The organism is Flavobacterium endoglycinae, from assembly GCF_017352115.1.
In the GTDB taxonomy this organism is placed as follows: domain Bacteria; phylum Bacteroidota; class Bacteroidia; order Flavobacteriales; family Flavobacteriaceae; genus Flavobacterium; species Flavobacterium endoglycinae.
Map to the genome: position 1 here is coordinate 5,161,250 of NZ_CP071448.1, position 19,189 is coordinate 5,180,438.

The window sequence follows — 19,189 nt, forward strand, 5'->3', positions numbered from 1 at the left end:
ATCATTCACACTTTAGAAAAGGTTTTTATTGAGAATCAAGTTCAAATTTTATTAATTATTTAAAGCAGAAAAAAAACAAACACAAACACAAACACAAACACAAATCAAAAACAAATAACCAAAAAGAATGCTTATGAAACGAATATTAGCAGTGTTAGGACTGGTATTGCTGAGCAGCTTAAGTGCTGTAGCGCAAAATCGATTGATAACCGGTATAGTAGCTGATGCAGAAAACAAGGGAATTGTTGCCGCAACGGTAGAAGTTCAGGGAAAACCATTTAGTGCTATTACAGATGCCGAAGGGCGATTTAGAATGAATGTTCCCGAAGGTAAAGTTACTCTGAATGTATCTTCTATTGGATTTGATTCCAAATCAGTAGTGCTTCAGGAGAATGAAACAAGAGTTTCTGTTGTATTAATTGAAAACAGACAGGAATTAAAAGACGTAGTGGTAACTTCGTTTGGAGTAAAAAAACAAAAGAAAAGTCTGGGATACGCCGTTGGAGAATTAAAAGGCGAGGAACTGACTAAAAATAAAGAAATCAACTTAGGAAATGCTTTGCAGGGCAAAATTGCCGGTGTTAACGTTTCTGCGCCAGTAACTGGACCATCAGGTTCAAGCCGTGTTGTAATTCGTGGAGCTACTTCGGCATCTGGACTGAACCAGCCGTTGTATGTTGTAGACGGAATCCCTATTGACAATACACAGCAAGGAAATGCCGGAATGTGGGGAGGTGCCGATAAAGGTGATGGTATGTCATCTTTCAACCCAGACGATATTGCTTCGATTTCAGTTTTAAAGGGTAGTGCTGCTTCTGCTCTTTATGGATACAGAGGATCAAATGGTGTTATCTTGATTACAACTAAAAAGGGGAAAAACGGAACAGGAATTGGAGTAGATTTCAGTACAAACTCAACTTTTAATACACCAGCAAGTTTATTAAACTGGCAGGATCAGTACGGTGCTGGAGCGCCAGATGCAAACGGTGTACCTAAAAGATTTACGAACTTACAAGAATTAAGAGATTCGTATTATTTTGCTTGGGGTGATAAATATGACGGAACAAGTTCATTATCACTTGATGGTGCTACAAGACCATACAAACCTTATGGAAAAGACAATGTTGAAAATTTCTACAGAACTGGATATTCTTTCAGCAATACATTGGCAATTTCTGGTGGAAATGAAACAACAAACTTCAGATTGTCTTTCGGAAATACTAAAGATGAATCGATTATGCCGGGAACGACTTTCGGAAGAAATAACGTGGCTTTGAGTTTGAATTCGGCTCCAAATAAAAGAATCAGTATTGAGAGCAATGCCCAATATATTTCAGAGAAAAGTCATAACAGACCTTATCTAAACGATTCTCCAAGAAACCCTTCTTTCCCAACTACTTTCATGACACCAGGAAGTGATATTCGATGGTTGAGCAACCCGTATGATTCAAACGGAGGTGAAGAAGATTTCTTAGGTGCAAATGTATACCACACAAATCCATATTTCGCTACAAAATCACCCTTAAATGATGATCTTAGAAAGCGCTTTATTGGTTCTGCAAAAGTAAACTACAACATTACAGATAAGATTTATGCAAAAGCTGTGCTTGGAATTGATGATATTAATTATGAATATACTGAAATAGAACCTACAGGAATTAATTACAGTCCGGGTGGATCTATCGAAAACAGAATCGAAACTCGTTCTGAGGTAAATGCTTCAGGATTTTTAGGGTACAAAGGCGATATTGTAAAAAATCTTTCACTTGATGCTTTCATTGGTGCCAACCGTCAGCACAACCGTTACAGCGGTATCAAAATGAAAGGAAACAACTTTATTGTTCCCTTCAAATATTTCTATGCCAACACACAGCCCGATAAAACAGAAAAATTATTCTCAGAAAGCGAAGTAAACTCTCTTTTTTATTCTGCTGATATTGGATACAAAGATTTCTTGTATGTAAGTTTAACTGGACGTCAGGATTGGTTCTCAACATTAGATCCATCCAATAATACAACTTTTTATCCTTCTGTAAGTTCAAGTTTAATTTACTCTGAAATTATCAAATTACCAGAATGGATTACTTACGGTAAATTAAGAGCAGGCTGGGGTAACGTAGGAGGAGCACTTCCTGAAGCGTATGCATTAGCATTGACGTATACAATTCCTGACGGACAAACAGATTCTTTAGGACAGCCAATTTTAGGGGTTAACGGAGAAACAATTCCAAATAGAACTTTAAAACCGTACAACGTAAGCACTATTGAGTTTGGTTTTGAAAACACGTTCTTCAATAACCGATTAAGTACAGATTTGACTTTTTACTACAAGAAAACAACAAACGATATTACCGATGCTGACGTTTCTCAGGCTTCTGGTTATAGAACAACAAAAATCAATGTGGGTGAAATCTTAAACAAAGGGGTGGAGTTTGCTATTAATTATAAAGCCATTAAAACACCAAACTTTTCTTGGAGCGTAGGATATAATTTTGCGTATAATGACAGTGAAGTTTTAAACCTTTCGGATAAAATCACCACAAAATCTCTTGAAGGAAATAGAGATGGAAGAGCTAACGTAGTTTTAGAAAAAGGACAGCCATTTGGAGTAATTAAAGCTTACGATTATTTAAGAGATGCGCAAGGAAATATTATTTTAGATTCGAGCGGAAGATTCTTAAGAGGAAATCTAATCATTGCAGGACAAGGTGTTGCGCCAACTTCAATGGGACTTTCAAATGATTTCTCATATAAAAACTTTACACTTTCAGTATTTGTTGATGCCAAATTTGGAGGTGAAATCTATTCAGCAACCAATCAGTTAGGAACTCGTTACGGATTATCAGAAATTACACTTCCGGGTCGTGAAGGCGGTATTGCTGTTTCAGGAAAAGATGCAAATGGAAATGCTGTTAATCAAACAGTTTCGGCATACAACTACTGGAGAAGTTATAGTGATGTTACGTCAAACTTTGTTTACGATGCTGACTTTGTGAAACTAAGAGCAATTTCTTTCGCTTACAATTTCCCGAAAATGTATTTAGAGAAAACACCATTTCAATCGATCAGTTTAGCATTTTCTGCTCATAATTTATGGACGATTTATGATAAAGTTCCTAATATCGATCCTGAATCAAATTATTCAAATAGTAATGCACAAGGTATGGAAAGAGCTTCTATGCCATTGACCAGAAACTATGGTTTAACACTTAATGTTAAATTCTAATACTAGTAAAGATGAAAAATAGATATATAAAAATATTTTGTATTGCAGTAGTTGGTGCTTTGACATTGGCTTCATGCGACAAAGGATTCGAAGAAATGAATAAGAATCCAAATGCATTAACAGATCCAGCTTTAAAATCAATGTTTACATTAGCAGAGATTTATGTAGACGGGCAGGATTTCTCTAACACCAGAGGAAATAATTTATACGCAGCACAAATCGTACAGCACTTTTCTTCATTAGGAGGACCAGGTTCAAAATACACCTATTCTTCTGAATATTCAGCGGCACTTTTTGGAGAAACCTACGGAAAAGGTTTAAATCAAATTTTCCAATTAATGTCGGTTATACCAGAAGGTCCTGAAAATTCAAACATGATTCAGGCGTGTCGTATTATGAAAGTTTTTCTTTTCCAGAAGTTAACCGATACGTATGGTGAAGTTCCTTATTTTGAAGCTGTAAAAGGATATAACGGAAATATTTTCAACCCGAAATATGATACTCAGGAAGCGATTTACAATGACCTTTTAAAAGAACTTGATGAAGCGGGTACAGCTTTAGATGCCGGAAAAGGTTTTGTAGGCAGTGCCGATTTATATTACCAAGGAGACGTGGCAAGATGGAAAAAATTAGCAAACTCGCTGATGTTAAGAGTAGCTATGCGTTTGTCGAAAGTAAATCCTGCGAAAGCAAAAGAATATGTAGAAAAAGCGTATTCAAAAGGTGTATTTACTTCAAACGATGATAGTCTTGTTTTAAAACACGATGCAGGTCCAGCGGGAGTTAAAACCAATCCAATTACTTCTTCATGGGTACGAAATGATTTGAACGGAGGAGAATCTAACATAAAATTCAGTAAAACTTTTATTGATTTATTGAAAAATACAAACGATCCACGTTTAAGAATTTATGCCAAAATTGAAGCGACAGGCGATAACAATCCTGCAAATCAGCAAGGACTTGCAAATGATGCTAAAGAATTTCCAGGAGGAGATAAAAAAGTTTTCTCAGATCCAAATACCTCTACAGTACTACGTTTAGATGCTCCAACTTTGATTATGTCATTTGCAGAAGTTCAGTTTATATTGGCAGAAGCATCTGTAAAAGGATGGAACGTTGGCGGATCGGCACAAACGTATTATGAAAACGGAGTAAGAGCAGCGATGAACATTTTAACGATTTTTGGCGATAAAGTGCCTGCAGTTACACCAGCAGAATATAACACTTACATTACAACATATCCATTTAAATCTGCTGGAACAGAAGCTCAAAAAATTGAACAAATCATTACTCAAAAATGGATTGTATTGTTATTCAATGGTTTCGAAGCATTTTCAGAATACAGAAGAACAGGTTACCCAGTTTTAGTTCCTGTAAATGATCCAACTGGAGAAACAAACGGTACAATTCCAAGAAGATTAATTTACGATCAGTCAGAATTGATTACCAATGCGGCTAATTTTAAAGAAGCCATTCAACGTCAAGGTTTAGATTTAATGACCACTAGAATCTGGTGGGATAAATAATTTTTAAATTAGGTTGGTTAGTTAGAATAAGTCGGGTAACCTGATACCCGGCTTATTTTTAAATCTTTTATCAATTAAAAAAACATTTAGGAAAAGGATTTAGAATATTGAATGTCTTTTTTTTCGCAGTGACAAAGAGTGGCAGTGCTGAAAAAGAAGGGATTTCATAAAGGAAACACAAATCCAAATTATCGGAATGTTTTATTGTATTGATAATTCGGTTTAAAAAAGAAACAAATTAAACCAAAATAGAAATAAAGGATATGGCAGATTAAGGAAAAATATTACTGAAGATTTTTTGAGTTATTAACAGTCAATACAATCCAACAAAGAGAAGGAATAATTGTACGTCCGTTCCTTCTCTTAACTGCCAAATTAGTAAATTGCTCTTTCTTTTGTACTTAAGAAAAAGCTTTAACTGTTATACAATACAATGATTTACAACAAAAAACTCTATCTTTTAATTGGCATTTTTTTGGCTGGCTTTTCATCAAAAGTTATGGCTCAGAATGTTGATTTAAAAAATAACTGGAGTTACCGAGAAGAAAAAACTCAAAAATGGTATCCGGCCAGCGTTCCCGGAGAAATTCATACTGATTTATTAAAGAACAAATTAATACCAGATCCATTTTATAGGGACAATGAAAAAAAACTGCAATGGATTGAACGAAAAAATTGGGAATACAAAACAACTTTTCAGGCAACAGCTTCCATACTAAAAAAGAAAAACACAGAATTAGTTTTTGACGGATTAGATACTTATGCCTCAATATATGTAAACAATCAGCTGGTTTTAAAAGCCAATAATATGTTTCGTCAATGGCGTGTTGATGTTAAAAAAGTTTTGAAATCAGGAAATAACGATTTACGGATCGTATTTCAATCGGCACAAAATGTTGTCGATTCATTGGCCAAAAAAGAGTATCCATTTGTCATTCCAGACAATCCACGTGCTTATGTACGCAAAGCCCAATATCATTTTGGCTGGGATTGGGGACCAAAATTTACAACCTGCGGCATTACCAAAATTCCTCGATTAGAAGCTTATAACGAAAAAACTCCTGAAGAACCATACGTTCTAAATCGCAAAATTGAACTAATACAAGAACCTGATAGTTTAGGTCGCTCTTTTTATTTTAAGATTAATGGAAAACCAGTTTATATGAAAGGAGCGAATTATATTCCGTCAGATGCCTTTCTTTCGCGTGTAACCAAAAAAGAATATGAAAAAGTAATTGCCTTAGCCAAAGAGGCCAATATGAATATGCTTCGTGTTTGGGGCGGTGGTATTTATGAAGATGATTATTTCTATAATTTATGCGACAAATACGGAATAAACGTCTGGCAGGATTTTATGTTTGCAGGAACAATGGTTCCTGGAGACGATGCTTTTTTTGATAATGTAAAAAAAGAAGTTCAATATCAAGTAAAACGTCTGCGTCATCATCCAAGTATTGTTTTGTGGTGTGGCAATAACGAATCAGATGAAGCTTTTAAAAACTGGGGCTGGATGAAAAGCTTCAAAATCTCAAAGCAGGATTCTATTCGTTTATGGAAAGATTATACGCGTTTGTTTCACGATAGTATTCCGAAATGGGTGAAAGAAGTTGATGATAAACGCCCTTATTTAAGTTCATCGCCTTTGTATCATTGGTCTAAAGAAAAAAGTTTTACAAATGGTGACAGTCATTATTGGGGAATTTGGTGGGGATTGAAGGATATTGAAGAAACCAATACGAAAACCGGACGTTTTGTAAGCGAATATGGAATGTTGTCTTTCCCAAATTATGCTTCAGTCGAAAGTTTCACTTCAGAAGAAGACCGTCGTTTATATTCAGATGTATTAAAAGTACACTTAAAAGCAGGGAAAGGTTTTGAAAAATTAGACTCTTATCTCGGTAGATATTTCATTGATGCCTCTAAAATAAAAAAGATGAATTTGGAGGATTATGCCTATTTGAGCCAGTGTATGCATTATTATTCCATAAAAAATATTGTAGGTATTCACCGTTCAAAAGCACCTTACAATATGGGAACTTTAGTCTGGCAGTTAAACGACTGCTGGCCGGTTGCAAGCTGGAGTATTTCGGATTATGAGAACCGACAACCGAAAGCTGCTTGGTATGCCATAAAAGAAGCGTACAGAGATGATATAAAACCAGAAATTGATTTGACGCGTCCGATAAATTTAAAACTAGAAAATCCAAAAATAAGCTGGCAGATAAAAGGAAATAAAATTGTCTTAAAAGCAGAAAAAGCGGCTAAATATATTTGCATTTCAGCCAAAGGATATACAGGAAAATGGAGCGACAATTATTTTGATTTAGTTGCTGGAGAAGAAAAAACAATTTCATTTGAAGGAAAAATAACGAAATCTGAAATTAAGATTTATTCTTTGTTTGACGTTTTAGAAAGAAATAAATAAGAGGTTCAAAGGGGCAAATGTGCAGAGGAACAAAGGTTTTCTGTAGAGCGCTCCGCAGTGCGTCTCCTTATGAAAATTGGATTTTATTGTTTATTGAGAGGTTCTTACAATTGACAAAGGTTTTCTGTAGAGGCGCACCGCAGTGCGTCTCGGCAAGGTGATTAAAAAATACGTAAATCGTTTAAATCTTTTTGATTATTGATTTACATTGAAATTATAAAAACAAACAAAATGGTTAAAAAATACAATAGAATTGTTCTTGGCGGCATTTTAGCTTTAAACCTGATTTTTGTGAATCCTATAAATTCACAGAAGAAAAAAGACAAACAAATACAGACAAATTACACACAATACGTCGATCCCGTTATCGGATCTGCTGGTCACGGTCACGTGTTCGTTGGGGCGAATGTTCCTTTTGGAGCGGTGCAGTTAGGACCCGTGAATATTTTTGAAGGCTGGGATTGGTGCAGCGGTTATAACTACGCCAGTAATACCATTTTAGGTTTTACACACACGCATTTAAGCGGAACCGGAATTGGCGATTTAAATGATATTCTTGTACTTCCTGTCAGCGGAAAAGTCGGTTTGATTAAGGGAACAAAAGAAGACATGGTAAACGGTTACGGTTCGTTTTTCTCTCATAAAAATGAAGTAACTAAACCTGGATATTACAGTGTTTTATTAGATAAATATAAAATCAAAGCCGAATTAACGGCCAGCGAAAGAGTTGGTTTTCATAAATACACTTTCGAAAACACAAACGATTCACATATTTTAATTGATCTTGCTGACGGAATTGGCTGGGACAGACCTGTAAAAACGTTCATTAAAAAAATCAGCGAAACCAAAATTGAAGGATATCGTTATTCGACAGGCTGGGCTTCAGATCAGCGTGTTTATTTTGCAATGGAATTTTCGGAACCTATTACCAACATGGCGGTTTATGACAGTACTGCTATGGTGAAAGGAACGGAAGGAGAAGGCTTAAAAATAAAAGCGGTTTTAGATTTTAAAACCTTAAAAAACAAACAGGTTCTAGTAAAGGTTGGAATTTCTCCAGTAAGTACCGAAAATGCATCTGCCAATATAAAAGGAGAAATTCCAGATTGGAATTTTGATGCCGTTGTAAAATTAGCAGATTCAAAATGGAACAAAGAACTCAATAAAGTTCAGATCAAAGCAGATGAAAAAACAATGAAAGTTTTCTATACTTCGTTGTACCACACCATGTTTGCACCTTCCATTTTTAATGATGCCAACGGAGATTACAGAGGAACAGATAAAAAAGTTTACGAAAAAGCCAATTTTACCAATTACACCACTTTTTCACTTTGGGATACTTATCGCGGCTTGCATCCATTATATACGATTACGCAGCCAGAAAAAATCAATGATATTGTAAAATCGTTTCTGGCGATTTACGAACAGCAAGGCAGATTACCCGTTTGGCATTTAATGGGCAACGAAACCAATACCATGAACGGAAACCATTCTATAGCCGTTATTGTTGACGCTTACTTAAAAGGATATCGTGATTACGATACGAATTTAGCCTACGAAGCCATCAAAAAAACAGCAATGCAAACCCGAGACGGAATGGATTATGTTCAAAAACTCGAATATATTCCTGCCGATAAATTATTAGAATCGGTTGGAAATGCTTTAGAATATGCAATCGATGATTATTGTATTGCTTTGATGGCGAAATCTTTAAACAAAACAGACGATTATAATTACTTTACCAAAAGAGCCAATTTATACAAACAGTATTTTGATAAAGAAACCACTTTTATGCGTGGCAAATTAACCAACGGAAATTGGAGAACGCCATTTAATCCGCTTTCGTCAGCGCACCGTAAAGACGATTATGTCGAAGGAAATGCGTGGCAGTACACTTGGTTGGTGCCTCAGGATCCGTACGGTTTAATTGAATTATTTGGAAGCGAAGAAAAATTTATCGCCAAACTAGATTCACTTTTCTTATTGACGGATAAAGTAGAAGGTGAGGATGTTTCACCAGATATCAGCGGTTTGATTGGTCAGTACGCACACGGAAACGAACCCAATCATCATATTCCGTATTTGTATGCATATGTGGGCCAGCCTTGGAAAACAGCAAAATTAATTCGTGAAATCGATGATAAATTTTATTCTGTAAAACCAGACGGATTATGCGGAAATGAAGATTTAGGGCAAATGTCGGCTTGGTATATTTTATCATCTATGGGATTTTATTCGGTTAATCCAGCAAACGGAATTTATGTTTTGGGAAGTCCGCTAGTAAACACAGCCGTAATTCATCATACAAAAGAGGTTTCTTTTACGATAAATGCAGTTAATAACAGTGCTTCAAATATCTATATCCAAAAAGCGGAATACAACGGAAAACCCTATACAAAATCGTACATCACACATGAGATGATTGTAAAAGGCGGAGAATTAAAATTGTATATGGGAGACAAACCTTCAACAACTTGGGGAGTAAAGAAAGAGGATAGGCCTCAATAATTTTAGATTTCTGATTTTAGATTTCTGATTTTAGATTTTAGATTTTTCAGCAACGCTCCTGCAAGGTTTTCAAAACCTTGTAGGTATTTAGACAAAGCTTAAAGCATAAAGCAAAAAAAAATGAAAATAAAGAGTTTAATTTTTTTAGGAATATTGCAGTCCTGTTTTTTCCTAAATGCACAGAATTTAGATCCTGTAGAATATGTAAATCCTTTAATGGGAACACAATCGCTGCATAATCTTTCAAACGGAAATACGTATCCTGCAATCTGCAGACCTTGGGGTATGAATTTTTGGACGCCTCAAACGGGAAAAATGGGCGATGGCTGGGCTTACACCTATACAGCCGAAAAAATCAGAGGATTTAAACAGACGCATCAGCCTTCACCGTGGATGAACGATTACGGACAGTTTTCGATTATGCCGGTTACAGGAAAATTGGCTTTCGCCGAAGACGATCGAGCAAGTTGGTTTAGTCATAAAGCAGAAGTTTCAAAGCCTTATTATTACAGCGTTTATCTTGCCGATCATGATGTTACAACCGAAATTACAACAACCGAAAGAGCAGCACATTTTCAAATTACTTTTCCTGAAAATGAGCAATCTTCTATCGTAATCGATGCTTTTGATAAAGGTTCATATATCAAAATAATTCCTTCGGAAAATAAAGTAATTGGTTATACAACGCGAAACAGCGGCGGAGTGCCACAAAACTTCAAAAACTATTTTGTTTTACAATTTGATAAATCGTTTTTAACCCATTCAACATGGACAGATAAAATCCTGACCAAAGATAAATTAGAAGCATCAGGACTGCATACAGGAGCTGTAATTGGTTTTAAAACGAAAAAAGGAGAAAAAGTCAATGTGAGAATAGCTTCTTCTTTCATAAGTCCAGAACAAGCTGAATTGAATTTAAAAAACGAATTAGGCACATCGACTTTTGAAGAAACTGTAGCAAAATCAAAAGAGGAATGGAATAAAGTTTTAGGAAGAATTAATGTAGAAGATACGAACCAAGAGCAATTAAAAACATTTTATTCTTGTTTGTACAGAACCGTTTGTTTTCCTCAAAAACAATATGAAATCAATAAAGATGGCGATATAGTACATTATAGTCCGTATAACGGAAAAGTTCTTTCAGGTTATATGTATGCTGGAACTGGTTTTTGGGACACGTTCCGTGCTTTATATCCTTTGTTAAACCTAGTTTATCCTTCGGTAAACAAAGAAATGCAGGAAGGTTTGATAAACGATTATAAAGAAGGCGGATTTTTACCAGAATGGTCAAGTCCTGGTTTTAGAGACGTAATGGTAGGAAATAATTCTGCTTCTGTCGTTTCAGATGCATATATGAAAGGTTTACGCGGTTATGACATCAATACTTTATATGAAGCTTTACTGCACGGAGCTAACAATGAAGGACCTTTGGAAGCAGTTGGTAGAAAAGGAGTTCAATATTACAATACGTTAGGATATGTTCCGTATGATGTAAATATCAACGAAAATGCGGCACGAACTTTAGAATACGCTTATGATGATTTTACGATTTGGAAACTGGCAAAAGCATTAAATCGTCCGAAAAAAGAAATCAATCTGCTGGAAAAACGGATGCTGAATTACAAAAAACTCTATAATCCGTCAGTAGGATTAATGAGCGGACGAAATAAAGACGGCAGTTTTCCTGTGAATTTTAATCCGTTTAAATGGGGAGATGCTTTTACCGAAGGAAACAGCTGGCATTACAGCTGGAGCGTTTTTCACGATATTCAAGGTTTGATTGATTTAATGGGAGGCGAGAAAAATTTCACAGCAAAATTAGACGCTGTATTTACAACACCGCCAATTTTTGATGATAGTTATTATGGAGCCGTTATTCATGAAATCCGCGAAATGCAGATTATGAATATGGGACAATATGCTCACGGAAACCAGCCCATTCAGCACATGATTTATTTGTACAATTATGCTGGCGAACCTTGGAAAACACAATATTGGTCACGAGAAGTTATGAACCGCTTGTACAAACCAACTCCAGACGGTTATTGCGGAGATGAAGATAACGGACAGACTTCTGCATGGTATATTTTCTCGGCTTTGGGATTTTATCCCGTCTGCCCAGGAACAGAAGAATATGTTTTGGGAGCACCATTATTTAAGAAAACAACTTTACAGTTCGAAGATGGAAAACAACTTATCATCAACGCACCTAACAATTCTGATGTCAGCCGATATGTAAATGAATTAAAATGGCAAGATTCAGCTTATCCTAAAAACTATCTCAATCATTTTGAGCTTTTAAAAGGTGGTGAATTATACTTTGATATGGTTAGTTCACCAAATTTACAAAGAGGTACGACAAAAGATTCGTACCCATATTCTTATTCAATTTCAAAATAAAAAGATATGCAGTCACGTAGAAAATTTATAAAAAACGCTGGCATTTTTTCAGCAGGATTATTAGCACTTCAAACAGAAGCTTTTGGGTTCAATTCAGATACTTTTCAGTTTCCTTTAAAAGATTTTGTTTCGAAAAGACCTCCAGTTGCCGAAAGAAAATTTACGAGTAAAGCAATTGAAGCTGCCATTGTCCGCATTAAAAAACAAATTGCTAATCCTGAATTGGCTTGGATATTCGAAAACTGTTTTCCAAATACATTAGATACAACAGTCGATTTCGAAATTATCGACGGAAAACCAGATACCTATGTAATTACAGGAGATATCGATGCCATGTGGCTGAGAGACAGTACAGCACAGATTTGGCCGTATATTCCGTTTGTAAAAGAAGATCCAAAATTGGCTGAATTAGTAAAAGGTGTAATCAATCGTCAAGCGAAATGTATTCTGCTGGATCCGTATGCAAATGCTTTTTATAAAGATTTTACCAAAGAAAGTGAATGGAAAAATGACCTTACCAAAATGCAGCCTGGAATTCATGAAAGAAAATGGGAAATCGACAGTTTGTGTTATCCAGTTCGATTAGCGCACGGCTATTGGAAAGAAACAGGAGACATCAGCTTATTTGATGCAAAATGGAAAGAAGCCATGCTTTTAATTCTTCAGACTTTTAAAGAGCAGCAAAGATTAGACGGAAAAGGCGGACCATATAGTTTTCAGCGTCAGACAGCTTGGGCAACAGACGGAGTTCCGTTGGGCGGTTATGGTTATCCTGTAAAACCTTGCGGGTTAATTGTTTCGACTTTCAGACCAAGCGACGATTCTACTTTGTTTGGTTATTTGATTCCGAGTAATATGTTTGCGATTGAAATCTTAGGTTATTTAATTGAAATTTTCTCTCTTCCAGCTTTAAAAGACAATGATTTGGTGGCAAAAGCGACAGAACTAAGAGATCAGGTTCAAAAAGGTTTAAACGAACACGGAATCATCAATCATCCTAAATTCGGGAAAATTATTGCTTTTGAAGTCAACGGATACGGCAGCTTTCACATGATGGACGATGCGAATGTTCCTTCATTATTATCATTGCCTTATTTAGGCGCTATTGCTCCAAATGATCCTTTATATTTAAATACCAGAAAAGTAGTTTTATCAGAAAATAATCCGTTTTTCTACAAAGGAAAAGCAGGAGAAGGTATTGGAGGTCCACACACAGGAGTCGATACCATCTGGCCTATGAGTATAGTTTTAAGAGCCATTACCAGTGTTGATGAAAAAGAAATAAAGGCCTGCATCAGCAATTTAATTAAAACCAATGCCGATACTGGATTTATGCACGAATCATTTCATAAAGACGATGTAAATAAGTTTACCCGTAAATGGTTTGCGTGGGCCAATACCTTATTTGGTGAAATGATTGTACACACAAGTATTCATTATCCTCAAATTTTAAAAGACAAAAATATCTAGTACTAAAGCTAAAAAAGTAAAAATGAATACATCATATGCCATTGGGCTGGATATAGGAGGAACGCACATTACTGCGGCGGTTATCAATAAAACAGATATGAAAGTTTTGGATTTTTCGGTCTGTAAAGAATCTTTTGATTCGAATTTACCCGCAGATCAGGTTATGAATATTTGGAAGAAAGTAATCTGTACAGCAATAGAAAATTCTAAAATAAAAAATATTACCGGAATTGCCGTTTGTATGCCGGGACCGTTTGATTATAAAAATGGAATCTGCTGGATAAAAGATCAATCTAAATACGAACATTTTTACGGATTAAACATAAGGGAATTGCTTTTGGAAACTCTTGGTTTTTCTACAGATTTTCCAGTTCTTTTTGAAAATGACGCTGTTTGTTTTGGAAAAGGGGAAGTTTTTAAACAACAGAAAAATCTTTCTAAAAAAGTAATGGCTGTCACATTAGGCACAGGATTAGGAGCATGTTTTATTGACAAAGGAGTTTCAATAAGTTCTGGAGATTCTGTTCCTGTTGATGGGGAAATTTATAATTTACCTTATCAAGATGGTATGGCAGAAGATTATATTTCAGTTAGAGGTCTTTTATCACATTACAAATCTTTAAGTGGTACTGTGCTAAATAATGGTTTAGAATTGTATAATCTGGCGAAAAGCGGAGATCAGTCCGCTATTAAAGTATTTGGAAAAATGGGGGAGGATTTAGCGGCAGTTGTGATTCCGTGGATTAAAAACTTCAAAGCTGATCATATTATTATTGGCGGAAAAATTGCCAATGCAAGCGATTTGTTTTTATCTTCATTCAATAAAACAATTCAGGAATCTAGTTTGAAAATCGAGGTTTCTATTTCAAATGACAATGAAATTGCGGCCTTGTTGGGAGCAGTTAGTTTTCTTTGTGATTAAATAAAAACGGATGAGTTATAAGCTCATCCGTTTTTATTTTCTGTGTGTTAAAAATTATTTCAAACCTTCTTTTATTGTCTGTACAAAAGCTTCAACCGGCTGTGCGCCTGATACGGCATATTTTCGGTCAAAAACAAAGAAAGGAACACCTTGAACACCAATTTGCTGCGCTTCGTTAATATCGTGTTCTACTTCTTTAATAAAAAGAGTATCGCTTTGCAATACGTCCAGAACCTCTTCTTTATTTAATCCTGCTTTTTCAGCAAGTTCAATTAAAGTTGGGCCATCGTTTAAATCTCTTCCTTCTGTAAAATAAGCTTTAAAGAAAATCTCTTCGATTTCATCGCCTAATTTTTTAGTTTTAGCAAGCTGAATAATTCTGTGAGCTTCTAATGAATTTGAAATAACAGCCTTATCAAAGTTATAATCCAAACCAACACTTTTAGCACGTTCTGCGACACCTTTGTGCATTTCTTTTGATTGTTCAAGCGTCATGCCTTTTCGTTCCGCTAAATACGTATAAACGTCTTTTCCGGGTTGTGGTGTAATAGATGGATCAAGCTGGAAACTTTTCCACTCGATTTCAAATTCATTTTCGGGAAACTGTTTTAAAGCCGTTTCCAATTGTCTTTTTCCGATATAACAAAACGGACACATGATATCCGACCAAATTTCTATTTTCATTTTACAAAAATACGGAAAATTTGTTTCAGGTTATTTTGTTTCAAATGATTTCACCTCAAAGGACGCAAAGAATTAATCATTATGAAACTAAATAAAACGCAGAGTTCGCAAAGGCTTTGAAAAAAACTTTGCGAACTCTGCGTAAACCTTAGCGTTCTTTGCGGTTAAATAAAAAACAACTAAAACTAAAAAACCGCAACTCTCAAAAAAGAATTGCGGTTTCTAGGTATAAAAAATGGTTGGTTAATAGCGATATTATTTTTTTTACAATGATATGTCTTTAATTTTAAACTAAAAAAAATCCCTGTAACAAAAAGAAACTTTGATGTTAACTATTTAACATCACTGGCATTACCAACATCGTTACGGTTTCACCTTCTTCAAGACCATCAACCGGAGTTAAGATTCCAGCTCTATTTGGCAATGACATTTCTAACATAATCATGTCTGATTGCAAATTGGTAAGCATTTCGATTAAGAAACGTGAATTGAATCCAATTTGTAAATCATCACCTTGATAATCACAAGTTAATCTTTCTTCGGCTTTGTTTGAGTAATCAATATCTTCAGCAGAAACGTTTAATTCAGCACCAGCAATTTTTAAACGAATTTGGTGTGTTGTTTTGTTTGAGAAAATCGCAACACGACGAACAGAACTTAAAAATAAAGAACGATCGATCATTAATTTGTTTGGATTTTCTTTTGGAATTACCGCTTCGTAATTAGGGTATTTTCCGTCGATTAAACGACACATTAAGATATAATTGTCAAATGAGAAAGTCGCATTTGAATCGTTGTATTCAATTTTTACTTCAGCATCAGAAGAACCTAAAATTCCTTTTAAAATGTTCAAAGGTTTTTTCGGCATAATAAAATCAGCAACCTGAGATGCTTTTACATCTGCACGAGCATATTTTACCAGTTTGTGAGCGTCTGTAGCCACAAAAGTCAAACCTTCAGGAGAGAATTGGAAGAAAACACCAGACATTACCGGACGTAAATCGTCGTTTCCGGCAGCAAAAATAGTTTTACTTACAGCGGTTGCCAAAACATCAGCAGGAACTAAAGTAACAGACGGTTCTTCAAGATTTACAGCTTTAGGAAATTCTTCTCCAGCAGCATATGCTAATGCATATTTACCTGAGTTAGAACTGATTTCTACTGTGTTGTTATCTTCAACAGTAAAAGTTAAAGGCTGTTCTGGAAATGTTTTTAAAATTTCAAGTAAAAGTTTTGCAGGTACCGCAACGCTGCCTTTACTTTTAGAATCGATTGATAATGTAGCAGACATTGTGGTTTCAAGATCTGAAGCCGAAACAGTCAACTCACTATTGTCTAGTTCAAATAAAAAGTTATCTAAAATAGGAAGTGTATTGCTGCTATTAATAACACTACCTAATACTTGTAATTGTTTTAATAAGTACGAACTCGATACTATAAATTTCATCGTCTTTTGTTTTATTTTTTGCTTTTTCTCTCAATTTTTTGAGAACAGGTATGGTTTTACAAATATATCGTAAACATTCTTAGTTTCGTAATTTTTTTATTAACATCTATCGGCTGTACTTCTTTTTTCTGATAAATGTAAATAGTAATCCAAAAATCAATAAAATTAGAATTGGAAGTCCGATAGTTATGAATTGGGTAAAGGTGTACTTTTCGTAAACCTTTTCTTTATCCAGTAATGGCAGTTCTACATCTTTACTTCTAATGTTAATAAGTCCTGTATCGTCCAATAAATAATTAACACAGTTCATCATGAAATCCTTGTTGTCATAAAGGTTTCCAGTTCTTTGATCGTAGCCAAGTTCAACCGGAAGCATGTTTTTGTCTAATTGGTTTCGGGCAATATCACCATCAGCAATTACAATCATTTTGGTTGGTTTTCCTTTTGGCTGGAAAGAATTGTCCTTGAAAGGCAATACACGATTTTCAAACACAGAATGGAAATTCCCTTCTAACAAAACCGAAAGCACCAGATTTCCTTTATTGGCATAATCCTGAGGAGTAGTCTGTTCTGTCACCATATTCAGATTGATCTCGGCTGGTGTTCCTATTTTTTTAGAATATAGAGAAGATTGTAATAAAACCGTTTTTTTGATTCCGTTTTTTAAAGTGTCAATCGGACTGGTAAAATCGAATTTAATGCCGCCTAAATTTTTTACAATTGGATGCTGGCTTTCAGGAACAACAATTGGAGCAAATTTCCATTTAAATTCTTGATATTGAGTTGCACTTCCTTGTTCGCCAGTTGCCAGTTTTATTGGACTGCCGTATTCATCTTTCACCAAATCAGGATTAATTCTGATTCCGTATTTGAAGAACATATCGTTTAAATTCAAATCTCTCGGATAAGCAAGTGTGGCACCAGCGTCGTTGTAAAGACTGTCCATATCGGCAGCAACTTGATCGATCATCCACAACGTTTTTCCGCCATTCATGATAAACTGATCTAGAACTTCTTTTTCTTCGTCGGTAAAAGTTTCTGTCGGTTTTGAAATAATTGCTAAATCGTATTTCTTAAGCGCATCTAAAGTTCCGTTTGGATCTTTAGCAACAGAATCTAAAGTAAACGGCCCGATATAATAACTTTCTTTGATTTGTCGTAATAACTTACCAATGTGAATTTCAGATAATTCGCCGTTTCCTTTAATGATAGCGACTTTTTTCTGTCTGTCTTTCGTTACTTTATTAATCGCATCAGCAATTGAATATTCTAAGTGTTGTATAGAACCAATAACTTTTCGGGTAGTCGAAGCCCCCATAATGTTTTTCAATAAAGGAATATTAACTTCTTTATTGTTATAAACAGCAATTGCCCAAGGAAAAACCATTGCCTGAGATTGTTTTCCTTTATCATCAACCGTAATGTTAACTGGAGTAAGTCCTTTTTGATAAAGTGATTTTATCATTTCCATACTTTCGTCTTCGTTTTCCAGCGGATTTACGAATTCGAAAACTACGTTGTTGTTATAAGCCTGAAATTCTTCCAGTAACTGTTTAGTTTCCTGTTGTAAACGTCTAAAATCGGCAGGAAGTTCACCCTGCATATAAATCTTAATCGAAAGCGGGTTTTTTACCTGTTTTAAGATTTGTAATGAAGTAGGAGATAAGGTATATCGTTTGTCTTTGGTTAAATCAAAACGGTGGAAAAATAAGCTTCCTAATACATTTAAAACAATTAAAATGAAAATTGTAATGCCTAATGTCTTTAAATTTAATTTATTAGATGCTTTCATTACGCTTTAAAAGATTTTAATTGATAAACAGTAAAAGATAAAAATAACACGCTGATACTTAAAAAGTAAATAACGTCACGAGTGTCTATAACACCTCGACTCATACTTTTAAAATGATCCTGCATTCCAAAAGCAGAAATAATGCCTGATTGTGCTGGAATTACTGATGCTATACCTTCAAAACCAAAATAGAAAATGAAGCATACAAACACGGCAATTATAAACGCAACGATTTGATTTTCTGAAAGGGTAGAAGTAAAAATCCCAATCGCCGAATAAGACGCAATTAAAAACAACAATCCAAAATAAGAACCGATTGTGCTTCCCATATCGATATTGCCTTCAGGAGAACCTAATCCGTAAATTACATACACATAAATCAAGGTTGGAATTATAGCCAGAATAATCAGTAAAAATGCTCCGAAAAATTTTCCGTTTACAATTTCCCAAACCGATAATGGTTTGGTTAAAAGAAGTTCTAGAGTTCCTTGTTTTCTTTCGTCAGAGAAACTTCTCATGGTTACGGCAGGGATTAAGAAAATTAAAATCCAAGGTGCCAATGTGAAAAACGGAGTCAGATCGGCATAACCAGTATTTAATATGTTGTAATCTCCTTCAAATATCCATAAAAAAAGTCCGTTAATGATTAAGAAAACTGCAATGACCAAATAGCCAATTGGTGAGCCAAAAAAGGATTTTATTTCTCTTAAAATGATTGATTTCATTTGTTTTTATTTTGTTTCAAGTTTTTCTTGTTTCAGGTTTCAAGTTGTTTTCTTTGTGTTTTTT

At 35.0% G+C, this 19,189-nt stretch carries 11 protein-coding genes; 7 read left to right on the plus strand and 4 right to left on the minus strand.

Annotated elements, in window-relative coordinates; genetic code table 11:
- The first annotated feature begins 133 nt into the window (after nt 1–133).
- The 7 genes from J0383_RS22160 (at nt 134) to J0383_RS22190 (ending at nt 14,477) form a co-directional block, all read left to right on the plus strand.
- The gene (locus tag J0383_RS22160; RefSeq protein ID WP_239023164.1) at nt 134–3,226 is read left to right on the plus strand and encodes a SusC/RagA family TonB-linked outer membrane protein; all 3,093 of its coding nucleotides are present in this window, start codon (nt 134–136) and stop codon (nt 3,224–3,226) included.
- 11 nt (nt 3,227–3,237) lie between these two features.
- A complete protein-coding gene (locus tag J0383_RS22165; RefSeq protein ID WP_207296131.1) occupies nt 3,238–4,752 on the plus strand; it encodes a SusD/RagB family nutrient-binding outer membrane lipoprotein in 1,515 nt (504 codons plus the stop codon).
- A 499-nt stretch (nt 4,753–5,251) separates the two neighbouring features.
- Nucleotides 5,252–7,177 (plus strand): beta-mannosidase, encoded by a 1,926-nt coding sequence (locus J0383_RS22170; protein WP_239023171.1) that lies wholly within the window; start codon nt 5,252–5,254, stop codon nt 7,175–7,177.
- Between the two features lie 231 nt (nt 7,178–7,408).
- Nucleotides 7,409–9,685 carry a GH92 family glycosyl hydrolase gene (locus J0383_RS22175; RefSeq protein WP_207296133.1) on the plus strand — a complete coding sequence of 759 codons (2,277 nt, stop codon included), beginning with the start codon at nt 7,409–7,411 and terminating at the stop codon, nt 9,683–9,685.
- A gap of 120 nt (nt 9,686–9,805) precedes the next feature.
- Nucleotides 9,806–12,085, plus strand: coding sequence for a GH92 family glycosyl hydrolase (locus tag J0383_RS22180; protein WP_207296134.1), 2,280 nt, complete (start codon nt 9,806–9,808; stop codon nt 12,083–12,085).
- Between the two features lie 6 nt (nt 12,086–12,091).
- Complete coding sequence (locus J0383_RS22185; protein WP_207296135.1) at nt 12,092–13,555, plus strand: glycoside hydrolase family 125 protein; 1,464 nt, start codon at nt 12,092–12,094, stop codon at nt 13,553–13,555.
- A 22-nt stretch (nt 13,556–13,577) separates the two neighbouring features.
- Nucleotides 13,578–14,477 carry an ROK family protein gene (locus J0383_RS22190; protein WP_207296136.1) on the plus strand — a complete coding sequence of 300 codons (900 nt, stop codon included), beginning with the start codon at nt 13,578–13,580 and terminating at the stop codon, nt 14,475–14,477.
- Nucleotides 14,478–14,531: 54 nt separating this feature from the next.
- Here J0383_RS22190 and J0383_RS22195 read toward each other — a convergent pair whose 3' ends face one another.
- From J0383_RS22195 to gldF, 4 genes are all read right to left on the minus strand, one after another.
- Nucleotides 14,532–15,161: a DsbA family oxidoreductase gene (locus J0383_RS22195; protein ID WP_207296137.1), complete on the minus strand. Its 630-nt coding sequence runs from the start codon at nt 15,159–15,161 to the stop codon at nt 14,532–14,534.
- A 328-nt stretch (nt 15,162–15,489) separates the two neighbouring features.
- Entirely contained in the window at nt 15,490–16,608 is a 1,119-nt protein-coding gene (gene dnaN / locus J0383_RS22200; RefSeq protein WP_207296138.1) for a DNA polymerase III subunit beta, read from the minus strand.
- A 106-nt stretch (nt 16,609–16,714) separates the two neighbouring features.
- On the minus strand, nt 16,715–18,400 hold the full coding sequence (gene gldG, locus J0383_RS22205; protein ID WP_207296139.1) for a gliding motility-associated ABC transporter substrate-binding protein GldG: 1,686 nt from the start codon (nt 18,398–18,400) through the stop codon (nt 16,715–16,717).
- Nucleotides 18,400–19,125, minus strand: a complete 726-nt coding sequence (gene gldF / locus J0383_RS22210) for a gliding motility-associated ABC transporter permease subunit GldF (protein ID WP_207296140.1) — start codon at nt 19,123–19,125, stop codon at nt 18,400–18,402. The genes gldG and gldF overlap by 1 nt, the downstream gene beginning before the upstream one ends.
- Nucleotides 19,126–19,189: the final 64 nt, after the last annotated feature.

Coding starts and splice junctions, on each gene's coding strand:
- J0383_RS22160 (WP_239023164.1), top strand. CDS start 134: ATGAAACGAATATTAGCAGTGTTAGGACTGGTATTGCTGAGCAGCTTA.
- J0383_RS22165 (WP_207296131.1), top strand. CDS start 3,238: ATGAAAAATAGATATATAAAAATATTTTGTATTGCAGTAGTTGGTGCT.
- J0383_RS22170 (WP_239023171.1), top strand. CDS start 5,252: ATGGCTCAGAATGTTGATTTAAAAAATAACTGGAGTTACCGAGAAGAA.
- J0383_RS22175 (WP_207296133.1), top strand. CDS start 7,409: ATGGTTAAAAAATACAATAGAATTGTTCTTGGCGGCATTTTAGCTTTA.
- J0383_RS22180 (WP_207296134.1), top strand. CDS start 9,806: ATGAAAATAAAGAGTTTAATTTTTTTAGGAATATTGCAGTCCTGTTTT.
- J0383_RS22185 (WP_207296135.1), top strand. CDS start 12,092: ATGCAGTCACGTAGAAAATTTATAAAAAACGCTGGCATTTTTTCAGCA.
- J0383_RS22190 (WP_207296136.1), top strand. CDS start 13,578: ATGAATACATCATATGCCATTGGGCTGGATATAGGAGGAACGCACATT.
- J0383_RS22195 (WP_207296137.1), bottom strand. CDS start 15,161: ATGAAAATAGAAATTTGGTCGGATATCATGTGTCCGTTTTGTTATATC.
- dnaN (WP_207296138.1), bottom strand. CDS start 16,608: ATGAAATTTATAGTATCGAGTTCGTACTTATTAAAACAATTACAAGTA.
- gldG (WP_207296139.1), bottom strand. CDS start 18,400: ATGAAAGCATCTAATAAATTAAATTTAAAGACATTAGGCATTACAATT.
- gldF (WP_207296140.1), bottom strand. CDS start 19,125: ATGAAATCAATCATTTTAAGAGAAATAAAATCCTTTTTTGGCTCACCA.